Origin of the sequence: Thermomonas sp. (genome assembly GCF_046293095.1) — a bacterium.
In the GTDB taxonomy this organism is placed as follows: domain Bacteria; phylum Pseudomonadota; class Gammaproteobacteria; order Xanthomonadales; family Xanthomonadaceae; genus Thermomonas.
The window spans coordinates 511603-531774 of sequence record NZ_JBKBPN010000003.1; the positions used below are offsets into that span (position 1 = coordinate 511603).

The window sequence follows — 20172 nt, forward strand, 5'->3', positions numbered from 1 at the left end:
TCTTCCGCCTCCCAAGCGCAAGGCGCGCACATCCCATGACCCGCCACCTGTGGGCGCTGCTGGCCTGGACCAGCCTGCTCCTCGGCATCATCGGCGCACTCCTGCCGGTCATGCCGACGGTGCCGTTCATCCTGCTGTCGGCGTTCGCCGCCTCGCGCGGCTCCAACCGCCTGCGCGGCTGGCTGCTCGCGCACCCCAAGTTCGGCCGCGCCATCCTTGACTGGGAGCAGAACGGCACGGTCTCGCGCCAGGCCAAACTGCTGGCGATCGGGATGATGTCGGTGTCCTCGGTGTCGATGGCGATCTTCGCCCCGCGCTGGTGGATGGCGGCCATCGGCATCGCCACCATGGCGCTGGTGGCGCTCTGGCTGTGGCGCCGCCCGGAACCGCGACAGTGAGCCGGGGCCGCGGGTACACTCACGGAATGACCAAGCGCCTCGTCCTGCTCACGCTCCTGTCCTGCCTGCTCGCCGCTTGCGGCAACAAGGGCCCGCTGGTGCTGCCGGAAAAGCCGGCCGCGGACGCGCCGGTGGCGCCCGACCCCGCCGCGCCGGCCGGCGACGCCGCGGGCACGCCGTCTGCCCAGCCCTGAGCCGGCCATGCGGTTCAGCAAGATGCACGGTGCCGGCAACGACTTCGTCGTGCTGGACCTGCGCGGCGGTGTTCCGCCACCTTCCCCCGCGCTGTGCGCGCGGCTGGCCGATCGCCACCGCGGCGTCGGCTGCGACCAGATTCTGACCATCGAACCGCCGCGGAACGCCGGCAGCATTGCCGCCTACCGCATCTGGAACGCCGACGGTTCCGCCTCCGGCCAGTGCGGCAACGGCGCTCGCTGCGTCGCCGCCTGGCTGGTCCGCGATGGCGCCGCGCCTGCGCAGGACAGCTTCGCCATCGACAGCCCGGCCGGCGTCCACGCAGTGACCCGCGACGCCGACGGCGGATTCGTCATCGACATGGGGCCGCCGCGCTTCGCGCCCGCGGACATCCCGCTGGTCGGCGTCGACGGCGAGCAGGACGCATACACGCTCGCACTGGGCGCTGAAACGCTGCAGCTGGGCGCCGTGTCGATGGGCAATCCGCACGCGGTCCTCGAGGTCGCCGACGTGGCGCGCGCCGACGTGGCCCGCCTCGGTCCCGCGCTGCAGGCCAGCGCGTGGTTCCCGGCTTCGGTGAACGTCGGCTTCGCGCAGGTGCTCGCCGCCGACCACATCCGCCTGCGCGTGTTCGAGCGCGGCGTCGGCGAAACCCTGGCCTGCGGCAGCGGCGCTTGCGCGGCGGTAGCGGTGCTGGCGCGCCGCGGCCGCGTGCAGGCCGAGGCCGGCGTGCGGGTGGACCTGCCCGGCGGCACGCTGCGCATCCGCCGCAACGCCGCCACCGGCGCGCTCTTCATGGGCGGTCCCGCCGCCTTCGTCTTCGAAGGCCACCTGCCCGACACCCACATGCTGGAGGACCACGGGCTGTGACGATGGATTTCAACGACACCACTGAGAAACTCGGTGCACACGAAGTGGCGGCCTGGCTGCGCCGGCACCCCACCTTCCTGCAGCAGTTCCCGGATCTGGCGCTGACCCTGGCGGTGCCGCGCGGCAACGGTCCCACCGCCTCGCTGGCCAGCTACCAGCTGGACATCCTGCGCGAGAAGAACCGCGAGTTGACCAAGCGGCTGCACGAGCTGTTCGACAACGCGCAGGAAAACGAACGGCTGGCGGTGCGCACGCACCAGCTGACGCTGGCGCTGCTCAAGCAGGCCAGCGCGGCCGATACGCTGCGCGCGATGGCCGCGGCGCTGGCGGAGGATTTCCACGGCGATCTGGTTCGCATCGTGGGCTTCCGCGCGGTTGACGGGCTGGCGGATGCGGAGTGGTTCCAGCACCTGCCCGAGGACAGCCCGCGCCTGGAAGGCTTCCGCGACCTGCTGGCCAGCGGCGAGCCGGTCTGCGGCCGCCTGCATCCCGACAAGACCGCGTTGCTATACGGCGCCCGCGCCCAGGACGTGCAGAGCTCCGCCCTGCTGGTGCTGCCGGGCGTGGGCCTGGTGGCGGTGGGCAGCCTCGACCCCAACCGCTTCTTCCCCGGCATGGGCACGCTGTTCCTGCGCATGATGGGCGAGGCGCTGGCGGCCGGACTGCAGCGTTTCGCCTGAGCAGGCCTGTCGGCGCGGCGCGTACACTGGCCGCATGGTGATCGACGCCTTCCTCGCCCATCTGGCGGTTGAACGGCAAGGCTCCGCGCACACGCTGGATGCCTACCGCCGCGACCTTGCCGCGCTGTCCGCCTGGGCCGGCGAGCGTGACCTGCTGGCCCTGGACGGCCATGACCTGCGCGCGTTCGTCGCGGCGGAACATCGTCGCGGGCTGTCCCCGAAATCCCTGCAACGTCGTCTGTCCGCCTGCCGCAGCCTGTACCGCTGGCTGCTCAAGCAGGGGCGCATCGCCATCAACCCGGCCGATGGCGTGCGCGCACCCAAGGCAGCGCGCAAGCTGCCGCAGGTGCTGGACGTGGACGAAGCAGTGCAACTGGTCGAGCTGCCCACCGATGCCCCGCTGGGCCTGCGCGACCGCGCCCTGCTGGAACTGTTCTATTCCTCGGGCCTGCGCCTGTCGGAAGTCTGCGCGCTGCGTTGGCGGGACCTGGATTTCGACGGCGGCCTGGTCACCGTGCTGGGCAAGGGCAGCAAACAGCGCATCGTGCCGGTGGGCTCGCATGCACGCGCTGCGCTGCTGGCATGGCGTGCTGATTCAGCGGGATCGCCGGACGGCTTCGTCTTCCCCGGCCGCGGCGGTGCACAGATCAGCGCGCGCGCCATCCAGCTGCGGGTGAAGCAGCTGGCGCGGCGCCAGGGCGTATTCAAACGCATCCATCCGCATCTGCTGCGGCACAGCTTTGCCAGCCACGTGCTGGAATCCTCCGGCGACCTGCGCGGCGTACAGGAACTGCTGGGCCACGCCGACATCGCCACCACCCAGATCTACACGCACCTGGATTTCCAGCATCTTGCGAAGGTGTACGACGCGGCGCATCCGCGCGCCAAGCGCAAAGGCTGAACCGCAGGCTTCCCGGCGGTGTGGGAGGCAACACCGGCATTGCTTGAACGCCCGCGGCCGCATCCCCACATCGGCAGTTCCAAGGAGATACCGATGGATCCCAGCCAGAATCCCTATGTGTTCCACGCTACCACTATCGTCTCGGTGCGCCGCAACGGCCAGGTGGTGATTGCCGGTGATGGCCAGGTCACGCTGGGCCACACGGTAATGAAGGCCAACGCCCGCAAGGTGCGCCGGTTGGGCAAGGACGGCCGGGTGCTGGCCGGTTTTGCCGGCGCTGCGGCGGATGCGTTCACCCTGTTCGAGCTGTTCGAGGCCAAGCTGGAAAAGCATGGCCAGCTGGCCCGTGCGGCGGTGGAAATGGCCAAGGACTGGCGCACCGAGCGCCGCTTCGGCAAGCTCGAAGCCCTGCTGGCGGTGGCCGATGCCGACACCTCGCTGGTGATTTCCGGCACCGGCGACGTGATCGAGCCCGAAGACGGCCTGATCGCGATCGGCTCCGGCGGCATGTATGCACTCTCCGCCGCGCGCGCGCTGCTGGCGCATACCCCGCTTGACGCGAAAGCCATCGCCACCGAGGCGCTGGGCATTGCCGGCGACATCTGCATCTACACCAACCGCAACATCGTGGTCGAGCAGCTCTGACCCCGCCAGCGTCTTACCGAGGGCAGACCGATCAACCAAGCGAGTATCGGGGAGCGACTTGATCGGTCTGCCCTCGGTAAGACGCCTCCAGGACACCACACATGACTGATTCCTCCTCCATGACCCCGCGCGAGATCGTCGCGGAACTCGACCGCCACATCGTCGGCCAGCACGCCGCTAAGCGGGCGGTGGCCATCGCCCTGCGCAACCGCTGGCGGCGCGCGCAGCTGCCGCCCGAACTGCGCAACGAGGTGATGCCGAAGAACATCCTGATGATCGGCCCCACCGGCGTGGGCAAGACCGAGATCGCGCGCCGCCTGGCCACGCTGGCCAACGCGCCGTTCGTGAAGGTGGAAGCCACCCGCTTCACCGAAGTCGGCTACGTGGGCAAGGACGTCGAGCAGATCATCCGCGACCTGGCCGACACCGCGGTGAAGCTGTACCGCGCCCAGGCCAAGCAGCGCGTGCGCACGCAAGCCGAGGAGCGCGCCGAGGACCGCATTCTCGATGCCCTGCTACCCAGGCGCGACGCCGCACCCGGCTTCGGCTTCAACCCGGCACAGACCACCGCCATCGACATCGGCGCGGAACCCTCGGCGCAGGAATCCTCGACCCGGCAGAAGCTGCGCAAGCAGCTGCGCGCCGGCGAGCTGGACGCGCGCGAGATCGAACTCGACCTCAGCATGAACATCGGCGTGGACATCATGGCGCCGCCCGGCATGGAGGAAATGGGCCAACAGCTGCGGCAGATGTTCAGCCAGATCTCCGGCAGCAAGACCCACAAGAAGCGGATGACCATCCAGGCCGCGCGGCCACTGCTCATCGAGGAAGAAGCGGCCAAGCTGGTCAACGAGGACGAGGTGCGCGAGCAGGCCATCGAGGCCTGCGAGCAGCACGGCATCGTGTTCATCGACGAGATCGACAAGGTTGCCAAGCGCAGCGAGGGCCATGGCGCCGACGTCAGCCGCGAAGGCGTGCAGCGCGACCTGCTGCCGCTGGTGGAGGGCAGCACGGTCAGCACCAAGTACGGGCCGGTCAAGACCGACCACATCCTGTTCATCGCCAGCGGCGCATTCCACCTGGCCAAGCCGTCCGACCTGATCCCGGAGATGCAGGGCCGTTTTCCGATCCGGGTGGAGCTGACCGCACTCGGCAAGGACGACTTCGTGCGCATCCTCACCGAGCCGAAGGCAGCATTGATCCGGCAGTACGTCGAACTGATGCAGACCGAGGGCGTGACGTTGCGCTTCGCGGCGGAGGCGGTGGAGCGCTTGGCCGAGATCGCCGCGCACGTCAACGAGCGCCAGGAGAACATCGGCGCACGGCGCCTGCACACCGTGCTGGAGCGCCTGCTGGAATCGCTGAGCTTCGAAGCGCCGGACAGGGGCGGCGAGGTGACCATCGACCGCGCCTATGTCGATGCGCACCTGGGCGAGCTGGCCCAGGACCCGGATCTGAGCCGCTACATCCTGTGACGACAGGCCCGCGCGGCGACCGGCCCCTGCGCCGCCGCGCCGCGCGTATAAGCCCTCAGCCGTGCAGGCTGTAGGTGCCGTAGATCGCGGCTTCGGCCAGCACGTGGCCCTGCATCGCGCGCAGCACGTCGCCGGCGGTGAAGCGCGCCGGCAGCCCCAGGCTGGGCACATCCAGGGCGAACAGGCGGAAGAAGTAGCGGTGCTCGCGCAGGTCGTGCGCGGGCGGATAGGGGCCGTCGTAGCCGTACCAGTCGCCGCCCAGCTCGGCATCCCCCGCGAACCAGCCGGTGTAGTCGTTGATGCCGCGCACGCCGCCGGCGTCGTGGCCGGCCGGCTTGCCCTTGGCGGTCACGCCGTCGCTGCAGCTACCGGCAGCGATCTGGCGCACCTCGGCCGGAATATCGGCCACCACCCAGTGCACGAAATCGCCGCGCGGGTGCTCCACCGGGATCGGGGTGGCCGTGTCCGCGACCAGCGCGGGGTCGGTGGGCGCGTCGGGATCGATGCACAGCAGCACGAACGAGCGTGTTCCTGCCGGCACGTCATCCCATGCCAGGTGCGGGTTGCGGTTGCCGCCGAAGCCAGCGCGCGCGCCAAGGGCGAATTCGGCCGCAAGCGGCTGGCGGTGTTCGAAGCTGTCGCTGTGCAGGCGCATGAGGACTCTCCACGAAAGTGACGGACCGATTCTACGACCGCCTGCGTGGGCCGGATGCAGCCGCGCGTCTCAGCCCTGTACGACGGCCGCCAGCCGCGCTGCCACCCAGCGCTCGCCGTAGCCGTCCAGTGACGCACCTTCGAGGAAACCGCAGTGGCCGCCATGCGCGGCCAGCTCCAGCGCGATGTTGGGATAGCCGGCCAGGTGCGTGAACTCGTCGGCGGGGATCACCGGATCGTCCTGGGCCATCAGCACGTCGGCCGGGATGGGCAGCGCCTGCAGGCGCCCCCCGGCGATCGAGTAGCCGTCGAAATAGGCGTCAAGATCGGCGAAGCCGGTATAGCGGCGCACCATCCAGTCGGTGAGCGGACGCATGCGCAACCGCAGAACTTCGTCCCCGAAGGCGTGCGCCTGCGGGAACAGCGCGCGCTTGCGCGCCAGCGAACGCCGCCATTTGTGTTCGAAATAGCGCAGGTAGAACGCCGGCCCGGTTTCCATCGCCGTCATCGTGCGGCCCGGGTCCAGCAGCGGGCAGACCGCGGCCACCCGCCGCAGCGGCAGGCCGGCATCCGGGGCGCGCAAGGCCAGGCGCAGGGCGAAGTTGCCGCCCAGCGAGAATCCCGCGGCAGTCATCGGCAGGTCCGGCCACTGCGCGGCAACCGCGCGCGCCGCGCCGATCACCTCGTCCAGCCGGTTGGAGTGGAACAGCCCTTCGTTGAGGTGGTGGCTGTCGCCGTGGTCGCGGAAGTCCAGCCGGAACACCACGAAGCCGGCGCGCAGCAGGCGCGCAGCGGTCATCCGCATGTAGCTGGACGCACTGCTGCCCTCCCAGCCGTGCAGCAGCAGCGCCAGCGCGCGCGGCGCCTGCTCCGTGGGCGTGCTGGCAACACCCTGCAGGCGCACACCGTCACCAGCGTCCAGCACCATCGGCACATGGGTGGCGGGCACCGCGTGCAGGCGCTGGCGCGCACGCAGACCACGCAACGGGCTGGAGGAGAGCACCGACTGCACGTGCGGGCTGCGCAGCCAGGCCGGCGGCGTGAACGGGGATGCGGTCACCGACACCCGGCCGGCCTCAGGCGGCCGCCATCGCCTGGGCGACCCGTTCGCGGGCGGTCTGGGCGATCGCGCGCCGGCCCTCGCACTGACCCGGCAAGATCGGCGGCATGAAACACACCCGCACCGGCCGCGACGGCTCGCCCAGCAGGCGCAAGAAATTGCCGAGAAAATGCTCGCGCGGCGCGAACGCCACGATCGGCTGCGCTTCGCAGCGCACCCCATAGCACAGCGCCACCGGCTGCACCGGGGCATCGGCGTCCACCGCGGCGGCAAAGATACGCGCATGGAAGGCGCCAAGCGCACGTCCGTCGCGGGTGCCACCCTCGGGAAACGCCGCCACCGCACGGCCAGTGCGCAGGCGCTGCGCCATCTCGGCCATCACCTGGCCCAGCGAGTCGCCATTGCCGCGCTGCAGGAAGATGGTCTCGGCGTGGGTGGTGACCCAGCCCACCACCGGCCAGCTGCGGATCTCCGACTTGGCGATGAAACCCATCATGTGCTGCGAATGCAACACCATGATGTCGACCCAACTGACGTGGTTGGCCACGAACAGCGTCCCACCCGGCAGCGGTGTACCGATGCGCTGCACGCGCATGCCAAAGATGCGCAGCAGCCCGCCAGACCACCAGCGCACCATCGCATGCGACAGACGCCCGCCGCGGCCCAGCGCGATCAGCAGCAGGGTCAGCGGCAGGTCGATCAGCAGGTGCCAGAGCAGCAGCGGGGTGCGGTAGAGATAGCGGAGCGCGCGCATGGACACGGCGATGGCCGTCGGTAGTCGGCCCATAGTGTAAGGGCCGGCCGCCGGGTTCATGCATCACCCCCGCCGTCATCGTTGGCGCCTTCATCCGTCGCGGCCAGGCAATCACCGCAGATCAGCACCTCGCGCCGCCCCCCGAGGATGTCGTCGATGATCTGCGCGCTGACCAGATCCTCTTGCGGCGCACTGCACCCGCAGTCGTGGCAAACCCGGTCCTCCGTCGGCGGGGCCGGCTCGGGCAGGTCCGGCAGGACGATCAGGTCCTCACAATGTGGGCAGGGGGCATTGCGCTCGAAAAGGACCCGTACGTCCACCCGCACCAGCATCCGGGCCGCGGCGTTGCTGATGCCCTTGGTCTCGCCGCAGCGTGTGCAGCAGCGGTCGGCCTGCGGCAGATAGATCACCTTGCCCACGACATCCTCCCTGTCGATCCGACCCCAGGCCCATGCCTGCACCCGTACCGGGTTGCTTCCAGTATTGCGGCAAACTGCGGATTCGCAAAACCGGCGCTACCGCCGGCAGGTGGTCAGCCGGCGGCGGCGGGCGGGGCCGGCAGAACCGCCAGGGTGAGCCGGCTGATGCACACCGGCTGGCCCGTCTGGTCCTCGATGCCGATGTCCCAGACCTGGGTGCTGCGGCCAAGGTGCAGCGGCCGCGCGGTGCCGGTCACCGTTCCCTGGCGCACCGCACGCAGGTGGTTGGCGTTGATCTCCAGCCCCACCACCGCACTCCCGCCAGCCAGCAGCGCGCCGGCGCTGCTGCCCAGGGTCTCGGCCAGCGCCACCGAAGCACCACCGTGCAGCAACCCGTAGGGCTGGCGGGTGCGCGCGTCCACCGGCATGGTGGCGCGCAGGTAGCCGTCGCCCAGCTCAGTGAACACGATCCCAAGCGCTTCCATCAGCGTCCCGGCGGAGCGGGCATTCAAGGCCGCGAGGGTGGTGCCCTCCGGCCAGGCGAAGACGGGTGCGGCCAAGCCGGGGCTCAGCGGACGGTGAACACGCCCGGGCGCCAGGCGCGGACGTAGGAGGTGCGGCCGTAGCCGCTGCTGCGGCCGTAGCCGATGCCGAAATCACGCTCGCGGCGGGCGTGCATGCGCTCCACCAGCTCTTCGCGGCGCGCGTCCAGCCAGTCGGTGCGGCCCAGGGTGGCCGGCTCGACGCCGCGGCGCGCGGCTTCGCGGGCGCGGTAGTCGCAGAAGTCATCGTAGGCGTCCAGCTCGTGCGCCAGCTCGCGCACCGACAGCTCGATCATCACCGCGTCGTCCAGGAAGCCCAGCACCTGCACATGGTCCGGGATGATGTCGTTCGGGTCGGCGAAGTAGGCCAGCGCCGACAGCACGCGCTGGCGGTCGGCCTCCGGCATCGCCCAGGCGGTGTCGCGGATCATCGCGATCATGTCGTCCAGGCGCAGCAGGCGCTCGCGGATAAAGTCCGGCAGCGACGCCTTCTGCGCGTCGTCCAGGAGCGCCACGGCGGCAGCGACGATCTCCTCGGCGCTCTTGCCCTCGACCGCCTTGCGCGAGCGCTCCGCAGCCGCCTGGAAATGGGCCAGATCGTGGTCGTTGAGCTCGAAATTCAGGGTGATCGACATGGGTGCCCCGGCACGCAAGGAGGAGTGAAGTAAGGGGGGCAGCCTAGGGCGCACGCGATGGCGCGTCAATCCGCCGACCGTCATGTTGGACGCATGCACCCGTCACAGGATGGGGGCCAGCCCCGAACCGAACGCGGTGAATACCCGCACCCCCAGCCACTTCAGGCCCAGATCCACTTCCGGGAAATCCCCCACCGGCCGGTTGCACGCGCGGAAGTCGGGGGAAAACGGCGACGGCGGCGTTGCCGTGGGCGGGCAATCGGGCCCGGGCACGTAGTCGTAGCTGGTGGCGTACTTGTAGGGCCACAGGTCGAACACCGGCATGCGTTCCGACAGCTTGGCCAGGTTGTATTCGATGCCGGAGAAAATAGGCGCGTCGTCGCGGCGACCGATGGTCCAGGCGTTGGCGGGCGCCATGTCGCGGCGGATGCTGGCGGCCAGCGCGGCCGCAAACGCGGGGTCGCGGATCACGACCGCACTTTCGGTGTTCAGGGTGTCGCCGCGTGGATCGAAGTTGTGGGTGCCGACCACGCCGATGCGGCCGTCGATCACCATCGACTTGGCGTGCATGCCGGTGCGCAAGCCGGCGCGCTTGAGCCGCACCGGCAGGCCGCCGGAGGACGCGAATGGCGAGGGCCGAGCGGCCTCGCTGACCGGCGTGCTGCGCAGGCCGCGCTCTTCCAGCCGGCGCTCGCGCAGGCTGAGCGGGCCGGCACCCAGCCGGTCGCGGCGCGTGGCGACAGGCGCGATGGGCGCGTCCTCGGGCGCTTCCTCCGGCTCCGGCAGCGCCGCCCCCCGGGCGCCCAGCTCCAGCGGCACATCGGCAGGGAACGGCTTGAATTCGTGGATCTCGAAGCCGAAGTCGCGCAGGTAACGACGCTTGTACTTGTAGGAAATCGCGTAGGCAAGGAAGGCGTCGGTGGAGGCGAGGCTGTTGGTGGACACCAGCACCCGCGGCGGCGCGGGCCGCTCGTGCAGGCCGCGGAACAGGGCCTGCGCCGACTCGGACAGCACAAGGTAGGGCGTCTGCAGTAGGATCTCGTGGCCGGCGTCCGCGATCAGCCCGCGCAGGCCGTCGCCGGTGGCGCCAGCCTGCGCCGCCGCCTCGGATCCGGGCGCAGGCTCCAGGCGGTGTTTGCGCGGCAGGTCGGCGATGAACTGCACGTCGGCAACCGCCAGCGCCGGCGCGACGAAGCGGGCGCGCAGCACCGCCTCATCCGCGACCTCCGCCAGCAGCGCACGCACCCGCGCGGGGTTGTGGAACGCGTGATGCGGCGGTGGCGGTGGGCCGTTCGCGCGCAGATAGCGCGCCACGTCGCCCAGCTCTTCGGCGGGCACGCTGCGCTTCGCCGTCCAGAACGCATCGAAGTTGGCCACCATGTCGCGCACCACCGGGCCGGCCAGCAGCAGGTCGCGGTCGCGGAAATTGAAGTCGCTGCCCCAGTCGTAGTAATCGTCCTGGTAGTTGCGGCCGCCGACGATGCCCACCAGGCCATCCACGACCAGCAGCTTGTTGTGCATGCGCCGGTTGAGCTGCTTCCAGCAGCACAGCGACGCCAGTGCATACATCGGCAGCGGCAGCCGGGCGCGGTCCAGCACCGGGTTGTACAGGCGCAGCTCCAGATTGGCGTGCAGCGACGACAGCGCCGCCAAGGTCTCCACCTTGCGCAGCGCCGCCAGCTGGTCCACCAGGATGCGCACCTTCACGCCGCGGAACGCCGCGGCCTGCAATTCGTCCAGGACCAGCTGCGCGGCATCGTCCTCGTCGAAGATGTAGGTCTGCAGCTCGATGCTACGCTGGGCGCTGCGGATCAGGTGGATGCGCGCCAGCAGCGCGTCCGGCGCACGGTCGAGGATCAGCGCGCGATGGCGCGGCGCGGCGGGCGTGGATGCCGCCAGCGTTTCGCGGGCCATCGCCAGGATGGGCGACGGCAGTGCGCAGGCGTCGGCGCGCGCGCAATCCACCTGCATGCTGCGCGCGGCCACGGCCCGCCCGGCGGCCGCGCGGCGCTCATGCGGAGACAGGCTGGCGCAGCCGGCCAGCAGCAGGACCAGCGCGCAGGCCAACCAGCGGCCCGGGACACATGCAGGCATCGTGGCAGCGGCTTACGGCCACCAGAAATGGGCCAGGCGCGCGGCGCCGGGCTCGATGGCGGCGCCGGCCGGAAACTCCAGCACGGCGATGCCGGACGGCGGCATACCGCGATAGTCGCCGGACTGCCCGCTGTGCAGCAGGGCCGCCAGCTGCTCCAGGCCCGGGTTGTGGCCCACCAGCAGCAGCCTGCGCGCATCGCCATGGGCATCGGCCAACGCAATCAGGGTACCGGGGCTGGCCTCGTAGATCGCCTCTTCTTCGCGGACATCGGCACAGTCCAGCGCGCCCAGCGCGGCCAGGGTCTGGCGGGTCCGTTCGGCCGGCGAGCAGAGCACCCGGTCCGGGAGCAGGGCGTGGGCACGCAGCCAGTCGCCGGCGGCCTTCGCCTCGGCCAACCCGGTGGCGGACAGCGGCCGCTGGCGATCGTCCTGGCCGGCGACCGGCGGCTCGGCGTGGGCGTGGCGGAGCAGGATCAGTTCGCGCATGGGAGACATCCGTTCTCGCGGGCAGGATGGCTGCAGAGTACACGCCCGGCCTGCAGGCCGCAGCGGCCCGGGCCGATTGGCCTCTTGCCGGAAGCCGGCATGCGGGGCCTGCGCGAGACCCGGACATGCGGTCGCGCACGCGTCGCCGTGGCAGCCAACCGCGGCACTCTTGCGCCAATGCGCCCGCAGGGCCAGGCGGGGCGACCTTGCGGGCGGGTCGGCCGGGACGCGTGTGTGCCGTCCGGGTACCCTTGCGGACATCCCACCCTTTGTCCCGCCCCGGCCATGTCCTTTGCCCTGGTGTTCCACAACGGCCACGTTCTCACCGAGCGCGGGTTCGAGCGCGACGCCTGCGTGGTGGTCGAGGATGGCCATATCGTGGCGGTGCTGTACGGTGCGCCCCCGCCGGCGGGCAAGCACATCGATCTGGGCGGCGGCTGGCTGGTGCCCGGCTTCATCGACGTGCAGGTCAACGGCGGCGGCGGCGTGCTGTTCAACAACGACCCGAGCGCCGAAGGCATCGCCGCGATCGGCCGCGCGCACCGCCGGTTCGGCACCACCGGCTTCCTGCCGACGCTGATCAGCGATACCGCCGAGGTGATGCAGCGTGCGATCGATGCAACCCGTGTCGCCATCGCCGCCGGCGTACCCGGCGTGCTGGGCATCCACCTGGAAGGACCGTACCTGGCACCAGCGCGGCACGGCACCCACGACGCGCGCCAGTTCCGCGTGCCGACCACCGATGACATCGCGCGGGCCACCGCGCTGGGCAGCGGCGTCACCCTTATCACCCTGGCCCCGGAACGGGTGCCGGCGGACGCCATCCGGGCGCTGGTCGCGCGCGGCGCCATCGTCAGCGCCGGCCACACCGACGCGAGCTACGCGCAGGCGCGCGCGGGGCTGGTCGCCGGCGTCACTGGCTTCACCCACCTCTACAACGCCATGACGCCGCTGCAAGGCCGCGAACCCGGCGCGGTGGGCGCCGCGCTGGACGATGCGGCCAGCTGGTGCGGGATCATCGTGGACGGCGTGCACGTGCATCCGGCCAGCCTGCGCGTGGCACTGGCCGCCAAGCCGCGCGGCAAAGTGTTTCTGGTCACCGACGCCATGCCCATGGTGGGCGGCGACCGCCCCGACTTCTCCCTGTACGGGGAGACCATCACCGCCGTGGACGGCGTGGTGCGCAACGCTGCCGGCGCCCTGGCCGGCAGCGCCCTGGACATGGCCAGCGCCGTCCGCAACACGGTGCGCCTGCTCGGCCTGCCGCTGGACGAAGCCTGCCGGATGGCAGCGCAGTATCCGGCCGAATTCCTTGGCCTTGGCGGCAGCCACGGCCGCATCGCGCCCGGCTACCGCGCCGACCTGGCGTGGCTGGACGCGGACATCACGGTACGCGGGACGTGGATCGCGGGGCGGGCCGGCACGCCCGGATCCGGGCCCCCACCCCTCGGCTGCTAAAATTACCGAGTGTTTGCTCGAACGCCGCCCCTGCGCGGCGTTTTCGTCGTTTCCGGAGTCCCCCATGACCAGCACCGCCGAACTGTCTTCGCCCGAATCCGCCAAGTCGCTGCTGACGCACGACGTGCTGGACACCGACTACACGCTGGAAGACAAATACAAGCGCACGCAGGGGCGCATCTACCTGTCTGGCGTGCAGGCGCTGGTGCGGCTGCCGCTGGTGCAGCGGCTGCGCGACGAGCGCGCGGGGCTGAACACCGCAGGCTTCGTGTCCGGCTACCGCGGCAGCCCGCTGGGCGGATTCGACCTGGAGTTGTGGCGCGCCAAGAAGCACCTGGAAGCGGCGGGGGTGAAGTTCACCCCGGGCCTGAACGAGGACCTGGGCGCCACCATGGTGTGGGGCACGCAGCAGGCCAACCTGTTCCCGGGCGCCAAGTACGACGGCGTATTCGGCATGTGGTACGGCAAGGGCCCGGGCGTGGACCGCTGCGGCGACGTGTTCAAGCACGCCAACGCGGCCGGCACCTCGAAGTACGGCGGCGTGCTGGCGCTGGCCGCCGATGACCATGCCTGCCGCAGCTCCACCCTGCCGCACGGCAGCGAGGACGAGTTCGTCAGCGCGATGATGCCGGTCCTCAACCCGGCCGGCGTGCAAGACATTCTCGACATGGGGGTGCTGGGCTGGGCGATGAGCCGCTACACCGGCCGCTGGGTGGGCTTCAAGACGATTGCCGAAACGGTGGAATCCTCGGCGTCGGTGGAGGTCGATCCGTTCGCGCTGGAGATCGTGCTGCCGGGCGATGACGAGTTCGCCATGCCGCCGGGCGGACTCAACATCCGCTGGCCGGACCCGCCGATGGAGCAGGAAATGCGCCTGCACCGCTACGCGGTCAAGGCCGCCCAGGCATTCGCCCGCGTCAACCGCATCGACCGCGTGGTGCTGGATTCGCCCAAGGCCCGGCTGGGCATCGTCACCACCGGCAAGTCGTATCTCGACGTGTTGCAGGCGCTGGACTACCTTGGCCTGGATGACGCCACCTGCCGCGACATCGGCATCCGTGTCTACAAGGTCGGCATGACCTGGCCGCTGGAGCCGCAGGGCATCGCGCAGTTTGCCCGCGGGCTTGCCGACATCGTCGTGGTGGAAGAAAAGAAAGCCTTCATCGAGCGGCAGATGAAGGAGCAGTTCTACAACTGGCCGGAGGCGTGGGGGCCGCGGCCGTCGATCGTCGGCAAATACGACGAGGCCGGTGAATGGATCCTGCCGTCCACCGGCGAGCTGACCCCGGCCACCATCGCCGGCGTGATCGGTCGCCGCATCCTGCGCCTGGGTCTGGTGGATGGCAGCGCCGCCGAACGCATTGCTCAGGTGCTGCAGTGGATGGCCCACAAGGAAGGCGAGCTGGCGCTGCCACGCGCCAACTTCCCGCGCGTGCCGCACTACTGCTCCGGCTGTCCCCACAACACTTCGACCCAAGTGCCGGAGGGCAGCCGGGCGATGGCCGGGATCGGCTGCCACTACATGGTCACCTGGATGGATCGCCGGACCGACACCTTCACCCACATGGGCGGCGAAGGCGTGACCTGGGCCGGGCAAGCCCCGTTCACCGACACCCCGCATGTGTTCCAGAACCTGGGCGACGGCACCTATTTCCACAGCGGTTCGCTGGCAATCCGCCAGGCCATCGCCGCCGGCGTCAACATCACCTACAAGATCCTCTACAACGATGCGGTCGCCATGACCGGCGGGCAGCCGGTGGACGGCGTGCTGACCGTGCCGCAGATCGCCCAGCAGATGCGCGCCGAGGGCGTGCAGACCATCGTCGTGGTCAGCGATGACATCGACAAATGGACCGACCCCTCGATCTTCCCGGCCGGAGTGAGCTTCCACGACCGCCGCGAGCTCGATGCCGTGCAGAAGATGCTGCGCGAGGTCAAAGGCGTCAGCATCCTCATCTACGACCAGGTCTGCGCCACCGAGAGGCGCCGGCGCCGCAAGCGCGGCAAGCTGCCGGATCCGGCGCGGCGGGTGATGATCAACTCGCTGGTTTGCGAGGGCTGCGGCGACTGCGGCGCCAAGAGCTTCTGCGTCAGCGTGCTGCCGAAGGAAACCGAGTACGGCCGCAAGCGCGAGATCGACCAGAGCAACTGCAACAAAGATTTCAGCTGCGTCGAGGGCTTCTGCCCCAGCTTCGTCACCGTGCACGGCGGCAAGCCGCGGAAGGGCAAAAAAGTCAGCGCAGCCGAGCGTCTGGCCAACCTGCCGGCGCCCACGGTGCGCGGCGACCTGTCACGCCCGTGGAACATCCTGATCACCGGCGTCGGCGGCACCGGCGTGGTGACCATCGGCGCGCTGCTGGGCATGGCCGGGCATCTGGAAGGCAAGGGCGCCACCGTGCTCGACCAGACCGGCCTGGCCCAGAAGGGCGGCGCGGTGACCACCCACGTCCGCATCGCCCGCCATCCCGACGACATCCACGCCGTGCGCATCGCCGCTGGCGAGGCCGACCTGGTGCTGGGCTGCGACATGGTGGTGGTCAACGACTACTGGGTGCTGTCCAAGATCCGCCCCGAACGCAGCACCGTGGTGATGAACACCTACGAGGCGATGCCGGGCACCTTCACCACCCGGCCCGACATGCAGTTCCCGGCCGCCGACATCGTGCAGGCGGTCAGCACCGCGCTGAACGGCGCCGCGCCGCTGCAGATCGATGCCACCCAGCTGGCCACCGCGCTGCTGGGCGACGCCATCGCCGCCAACCTGTTCATGCTGGGCTATGCCTGGCAGCAGGGCCTGGTGCCGGTGTCGCTACAGGCCCTGATGCGGGCCATCGAACTCAACGGCGCCGCCGTGGACATGAACAAGACCGCGTTCGCCTGGGGCCGCCTGGCGGTGGTGGACCTCGACGCCGTCGTCGAGGCCGCCGGCATCGTGCGCAACGTGCCGACCGCCGCCGAAGCCACCCCGCACGTGCTGCCGCTGCTGGGCGCCACCGCCAACGACGCGGGCGAATCCGGCCTGACCCCGTTCGCCGCCGACCTGCGCGATGGCGACGCGCTGCGCCACGTCCCGGCCAGCCACGGCGGCGACGTCGCCTTCCTGCCGCTGGACGACGCGCGCCTGTCGCGCTCGCTGGACGAAGTCATTGCACGCCGCGTGACCTTCCTCACCGACTACCAGAGCGCGACCTACGCGAAGCGCTACAGCGACTTCGTGGCCAGGGTGCGCGCGGCGGAGGCGGCGAAGGCGCCGGGCTCCACCGCGCTGTCGGAAGCGGTGGCCCGCTACTTCTTCAAGCTGATGGCCTACAAGGACGAGTACGAAGTGGCCCGCCTGTACACCAGCGTCGACTTCCAGCGCCGGCTGGCGCAGCAGTTCGAGGGCGACTACAGGCTGCACTTCCACCTCGCCCCGCCGCTGCTGGCGAAGAAGAACGCGCAGGGCCAGCTGCAGAAGCGGGAATACGGCCCGTGGGTGTTCACCGCGTTCCGCGTGCTGGCCAAGCTGCGCTTCCTGCGCGGCACGCCGCTGGACCTGTTCGGCTACACCGCCGAGCGCCGCAGCGAGCGTGCGCTGATCGAGGAATACGAGAACACCGTGGCCGGCCTGCTGGACAAGCTCGACGCCGGCAACGTGGACCTGGCCGCCGACATCGCCAGCATCCCCGAGCACATCCGCGGCTACGGCCACGTCAAGGAAGCGCACCTGCACAAGGCGATGGCCCGCCAGGCCGAGCTGCTCAAGGAGTGGGACAACCCGCTGCGGATCGTGCAGGCGGCTTGACGACGATTTTTGGCCAGGCGCATACCATGAATCAATTCAAAATCTATTCATGTCTCGAACGCGATGCCGTCCAACCCCTAATAACCTCTGCATTTCCTAGAATTCCTGACTTGAAAATCAATTCAAGTATCTATTCAATCGGCTCATGGCCGATACCCGCCTGCCCCAACTCGAATCACTGCTCCGCCGCAGCGGCCCGTTGACAGCAGCGGCACTGGGCGCGGCTCTGGACGTGAGCCAGCCCACCATCTCGCGCCTGCTGACCGGCGCGGGCGAGCGCATCGTCCGAATCGGCAAGGCGCGCGCCAGCCGCTATGCGCTGGGCCGCGATATTGCTCTCGCTGGCAATCGCTGGCCGTTGTACCGAATCGGGCCGGACGGCCGATCAGACACCTTGGGCGAACTGCGCGCGCTACACGGCGGCGGCTTCCATTTCGAACCTGCCCGCCCGCTACCGGCATTCCTGCATGGCGACTTCGCCAATGGCCTGTTCCCAGGGCTGCCATGGTTCCTGGACGACCAGCGCCCACAGGGTTTCCTGGGGCGTGCCTTCGTGCGGCGCGTGGCCCCCAGCATCGACGCGCCTGGCGATCTGGCCCAATGGAATGCGGACCACATCGTGCTGGCGCTGCTGCGGCATGGCGCAGATGAGCCCGGCGACCTGGTCCTGGGCGAAGCTTCCCTGCAGTACGCATTGCAGGCGATGTTATCGCCGCACGCCATGGCGCCGAAGGAGCGCGTGGCGCGCTATCCGGCATTGGCAGACAAGGCTCTGGCAGGCGAGAACATCGGCTCCTCGGCCGGCGGTGAGCAACCCAAGTTCACCGCGCTACTGCGCATCGACGCGGGCACCCAGGCCGTCATCGTCAAGTTCAGCGAACGCACCGGCACGCCTGCCGCGCAACGCTGGGCGGATCTGCTGCGCTGCGAGCACATCGCCAGCCAAACCCTGCGCGCATACGGCATCGCCGCAGCCGAAACAGAATTACTGGAAGCCGATGGTCGCGTATTCCTGCAATCGCTGCGCTTCGACCGCACGCCCTCCCTCGGACGTCGCGGGCAGGTCTCACTGGCATCGCTCGATGCCGCACATTACGGGCATGGCCGCATCGACTGGTGGAAGTTCTCGCCACAGCTGCGCCGTGATGGCTGGCTGGATGCCGCCGCTGCACGGACACTGGCGCTATGCGGCTGGTTCGGTGCGCTGATCGGCAACAACGATATGCACTTGGGCAACGCCAGCGTGGTGCTGACGGACGCGCGCCCGATGGCGCTGGCGCCGAGTTACGACATGCTGCCAATGGCGCTGCGTCCCACCCCCACCGGCGAAGTGGTGGCACGTGAGATTCCGATTGCAGTGCCGCTGCCGGAGCATCTGGAGGACTGGCGGCCGGCGGCGGAAATGGCGTGCAGTTTTTGGCGGCAGGTGATGGACGAGGCGGCAATTTCAGACGGATTCCACGCCATCGCCGAGGTGCAGCTCGCGAAGCTGGAAACGGCGCGTGCGCGCTTCGCCTGAGCGCATGTCCATGACAATTCGGAGCCTCGCTATCGAACAGCCAGCTCAACGCTCCACCTCGGTGCTGCCCGTCTTCCCGTCGCCCAGCGGACGCCGCCGTAGCGCACGCTCGACCGGATCGCTGAAGCCGCGCGCCATCAGTTCGCCCTGGCCCCAGCACAACAGCACGGCCGGCAGGTGCCAGAGCCAGCCGCCGCGTATGTCGGCACCGCTGGCCTTGAGCAGCGCGACCAGCGAATACACCACGAACATGTGGGTCAGGTAGATCTCGTAGCTGCGTCGGCCCTGCGCGCGCAGCCAGCCGAGACAACGCAGTCCCACGCGTGGTTCCAGACGCTGGCGCCAGTGCAGGCCCAGCAGCAGGTAGGCCGTTGACAGCGTGAGCACCAGCATCGTGCCGTTGCCGAACAGCGTCCTCAGCCATGTCCCCCCACAACAGCGCGACCAGCAGGCCGATGCCGCCGGCGACGCACAACCCGAACGCAACGGTTCCATTCGGTCGCGCGCGTGGTTCACCGCGCCGGGCTCCAGCGCCATCACCGGCTCGCGCGCGGTCTTCTGGTTCACAGCGGCCTGCACGGCATTTATCGTCAGCGGATAGGCGTGCGGCGTGGTCGCTTCCTTCTCGATCAAACAACCTAGAGCACGTGCTTCGGCGGCACCCAACAGCGGCAATGCGGCGATGTCGTCCACGCGGATCCCGCTATGGGGAAGCTGCTCATTCTGAGCGCCGCGCGCAAACCGGCTGCCCGGAAATTCAACGCTTCAACGACACCCCGCCATCGGCCAACAACGCCACCCCGGTGGTGAACGCACCCAGGCCCGACGCCAGGTACAACGCCGATCCGGCGATCTCGTCCGGCGTGGCGATGCGCCCCAGCGCGTGCAGGCTGCGCACATGCGCCAGCGCCTCCGGGCTGTTGGCCACCGCGCGCCCCATCGGCGTGTCGGTGCCGCCGGGCAGCAGCGCGTTCACCCGCACGCCGCGGTCGCCGTATTCCACCGCCAGCGCCTTGGTCAGGCCCACCAGCCCTGCCTTGGCCGCGGCATAGGCGGCCATGCCCGGGAAGCCCACCGTGTAGCCCACGAACGTCCCGGTGAACAGCAGGGCGCCGCCGCCGCGCGCCACCAGCGCCGGGAGCTGGTGCTTGGCGCCCAGAAAGGCGCCGGTCAGGTTCACCTCCAGCGCACGCCGCCACTCGGCCAGCGAGACCGCGTCGGTCGGGCCCATCGGCCCCAAGTCGCCGGCATTGTTGAAAGCGATGTCCAGCCCGCCGAATCGCCCGACAGCCAGTTCCACCAGCGCCTGCGCATGGGCTTCGTCGCAGACGTCGCCGGCCAGCGCCACAGCTTGGCCGCCCTCGCCTTCGAGCTGGGCAACCAGCGCCGCCAGCCGCGCCCAGTCTCGCCCAGCCAGCACCAGGCGCGCGCCGTGGCGCGCGAACAGGCGGGCGGTGGCATGGCCGATTCCGGAACTGGCGCCGGTGATCAGCGCCACTTTGTCTTGCAGCATGTGCATCGTCTTCGTCTCTCCTGCGAAAGGGGAGCTGAAGATTGCGCCCGCTGCACCCGCCGCGCTTCCCGGTTCTTGCCATCCGTGCAG

General features: G+C 69.8%; 20 protein-coding genes. 10 read left to right on the forward strand and 10 right to left on the reverse strand.

What is annotated here, in order from left to right:
* Positions 1 to 35 precede the first annotated feature (35 nt).
* The 7 genes from ACK4SG_RS08545 to hslU all read left to right on the forward strand — a co-directional run bounded on the left by ACK4SG_RS08545 (position 36) and on the right by hslU (position 5164).
* Positions 36 to 398, forward strand: coding sequence for a YbaN family protein (locus tag ACK4SG_RS08545; protein ID WP_409601297.1), 363 nt, complete (start codon positions 36 to 38; stop codon positions 396 to 398).
* Between the two features lie 26 nt (positions 399 to 424).
* Positions 425 to 592 (forward strand): LPS translocon maturation chaperone LptM, encoded by a 168-nt coding sequence (gene lptM / locus ACK4SG_RS08550; RefSeq protein ID WP_409601298.1) that lies wholly within the window; start codon positions 425 to 427, stop codon positions 590 to 592.
* Positions 593 to 599: 7 nt separating this feature from the next.
* On the forward strand, positions 600 to 1463 hold the full coding sequence (gene dapF / locus ACK4SG_RS08555) for a diaminopimelate epimerase (RefSeq protein ID WP_409601299.1): 864 nt from the start codon (positions 600 to 602) through the stop codon (positions 1461 to 1463).
* Positions 1464 to 1465: 2 nt separating this feature from the next.
* Positions 1466 to 2143, forward strand: a complete 678-nt coding sequence (locus tag ACK4SG_RS08560) for a DUF484 family protein (RefSeq protein ID WP_409601300.1) — start codon at positions 1466 to 1468, stop codon at positions 2141 to 2143.
* 34 nt (positions 2144 to 2177) lie between these two features.
* Positions 2178 to 3044, forward strand: a complete 867-nt coding sequence (gene xerC / locus ACK4SG_RS08565; RefSeq protein ID WP_409601301.1) for a tyrosine recombinase XerC — start codon at positions 2178 to 2180, stop codon at positions 3042 to 3044.
* A gap of 93 nt (positions 3045 to 3137) precedes the next feature.
* A complete protein-coding gene (gene hslV / locus ACK4SG_RS08570; RefSeq protein WP_409601302.1) occupies positions 3138 to 3689 on the forward strand; it encodes an ATP-dependent protease subunit HslV in 552 nt (183 codons plus the stop codon).
* Between the two features lie 101 nt (positions 3690 to 3790).
* A complete protein-coding gene (gene hslU / locus ACK4SG_RS08575; RefSeq protein WP_409601303.1) occupies positions 3791 to 5164 on the forward strand; it encodes an ATP-dependent protease ATPase subunit HslU in 1374 nt (457 codons plus the stop codon).
* 55 nt (positions 5165 to 5219) lie between these two features.
* Here hslU and ACK4SG_RS08580 read toward each other — a convergent pair whose 3' ends face one another.
* From ACK4SG_RS08580 to ACK4SG_RS08615, 8 genes are all read right to left on the reverse strand, one after another.
* Positions 5220 to 5819 carry a YbhB/YbcL family Raf kinase inhibitor-like protein gene (locus ACK4SG_RS08580; protein WP_409601304.1) on the reverse strand — a complete coding sequence of 200 codons (600 nt, stop codon included), beginning with the start codon at positions 5817 to 5819 and terminating at the stop codon, positions 5220 to 5222.
* Between the two features lie 69 nt (positions 5820 to 5888).
* On the reverse strand, positions 5889 to 6878 hold the full coding sequence (locus tag ACK4SG_RS08585; RefSeq protein ID WP_409601305.1) for a YheT family hydrolase: 990 nt from the start codon (positions 6876 to 6878) through the stop codon (positions 5889 to 5891).
* 16 nt (positions 6879 to 6894) lie between these two features.
* The gene (locus tag ACK4SG_RS08590) at positions 6895 to 7632 is read right to left on the reverse strand and encodes a lysophospholipid acyltransferase family protein (RefSeq protein ID WP_409601306.1); all 738 of its coding nucleotides are present in this window, start codon (positions 7630 to 7632) and stop codon (positions 6895 to 6897) included.
* Positions 7633 to 7688: 56 nt separating this feature from the next.
* Positions 7689 to 8051 carry a hypothetical protein gene (locus ACK4SG_RS08595; RefSeq protein WP_409601307.1) on the reverse strand — a complete coding sequence of 121 codons (363 nt, stop codon included), beginning with the start codon at positions 8049 to 8051 and terminating at the stop codon, positions 7689 to 7691.
* A 113-nt stretch (positions 8052 to 8164) separates the two neighbouring features.
* Positions 8165 to 8536: a hotdog fold thioesterase gene (locus ACK4SG_RS08600; RefSeq protein WP_409601362.1), complete on the reverse strand. Its 372-nt coding sequence runs from the start codon at positions 8534 to 8536 to the stop codon at positions 8165 to 8167.
* 83 nt (positions 8537 to 8619) lie between these two features.
* Positions 8620 to 9228, reverse strand: coding sequence for a YkvA family protein (locus tag ACK4SG_RS08605; RefSeq protein ID WP_409601308.1), 609 nt, complete (start codon positions 9226 to 9228; stop codon positions 8620 to 8622).
* A gap of 102 nt (positions 9229 to 9330) precedes the next feature.
* Positions 9331 to 11322: a phospholipase D family protein gene (locus tag ACK4SG_RS08610; protein ID WP_409601309.1), complete on the reverse strand. Its 1992-nt coding sequence runs from the start codon at positions 11320 to 11322 to the stop codon at positions 9331 to 9333.
* 12 nt (positions 11323 to 11334) lie between these two features.
* Positions 11335 to 11808 carry a SixA phosphatase family protein gene (locus ACK4SG_RS08615; RefSeq protein WP_409601310.1) on the reverse strand — a complete coding sequence of 158 codons (474 nt, stop codon included), beginning with the start codon at positions 11806 to 11808 and terminating at the stop codon, positions 11335 to 11337.
* Between the two features lie 285 nt (positions 11809 to 12093).
* On the opposite strand from ACK4SG_RS08615, the gene nagA reads away from it, so the two are divergent.
* The 3 genes from nagA (at position 12094) to yjjJ (ending at position 18569) form a co-directional block, all read left to right on the forward strand.
* A complete protein-coding gene (gene nagA, locus ACK4SG_RS08620) occupies positions 12094 to 13266 on the forward strand; it encodes an N-acetylglucosamine-6-phosphate deacetylase (RefSeq protein ID WP_409601311.1) in 1173 nt (390 codons plus the stop codon).
* Between the two features lie 64 nt (positions 13267 to 13330).
* The gene (locus ACK4SG_RS08625) at positions 13331 to 17050 is read left to right on the forward strand and encodes an indolepyruvate ferredoxin oxidoreductase family protein (protein ID WP_409601312.1); all 3720 of its coding nucleotides are present in this window, start codon (positions 13331 to 13333) and stop codon (positions 17048 to 17050) included.
* Between the two features lie 145 nt (positions 17051 to 17195).
* On the forward strand, positions 17196 to 18569 hold the full coding sequence (gene yjjJ, locus ACK4SG_RS08630; protein ID WP_409601313.1) for a type II toxin-antitoxin system HipA family toxin YjjJ: 1374 nt from the start codon (positions 17196 to 17198) through the stop codon (positions 18567 to 18569).
* A 45-nt stretch (positions 18570 to 18614) separates the two neighbouring features.
* Here the strand turns inward: yjjJ and ACK4SG_RS08635 are convergent, their stop codons facing one another.
* Complete coding sequence (locus ACK4SG_RS08635) at positions 18615 to 19262, reverse strand: DUF480 domain-containing protein (RefSeq protein WP_409601314.1); 648 nt, start codon at positions 19260 to 19262, stop codon at positions 18615 to 18617.
* A 64-nt stretch (positions 19263 to 19326) separates the two neighbouring features.
* On the reverse strand, positions 19327 to 20088 hold the full coding sequence (locus tag ACK4SG_RS08640; protein ID WP_409601315.1) for an SDR family oxidoreductase: 762 nt from the start codon (positions 20086 to 20088) through the stop codon (positions 19327 to 19329).
* Positions 20089 to 20172: the final 84 nt, after the last annotated feature.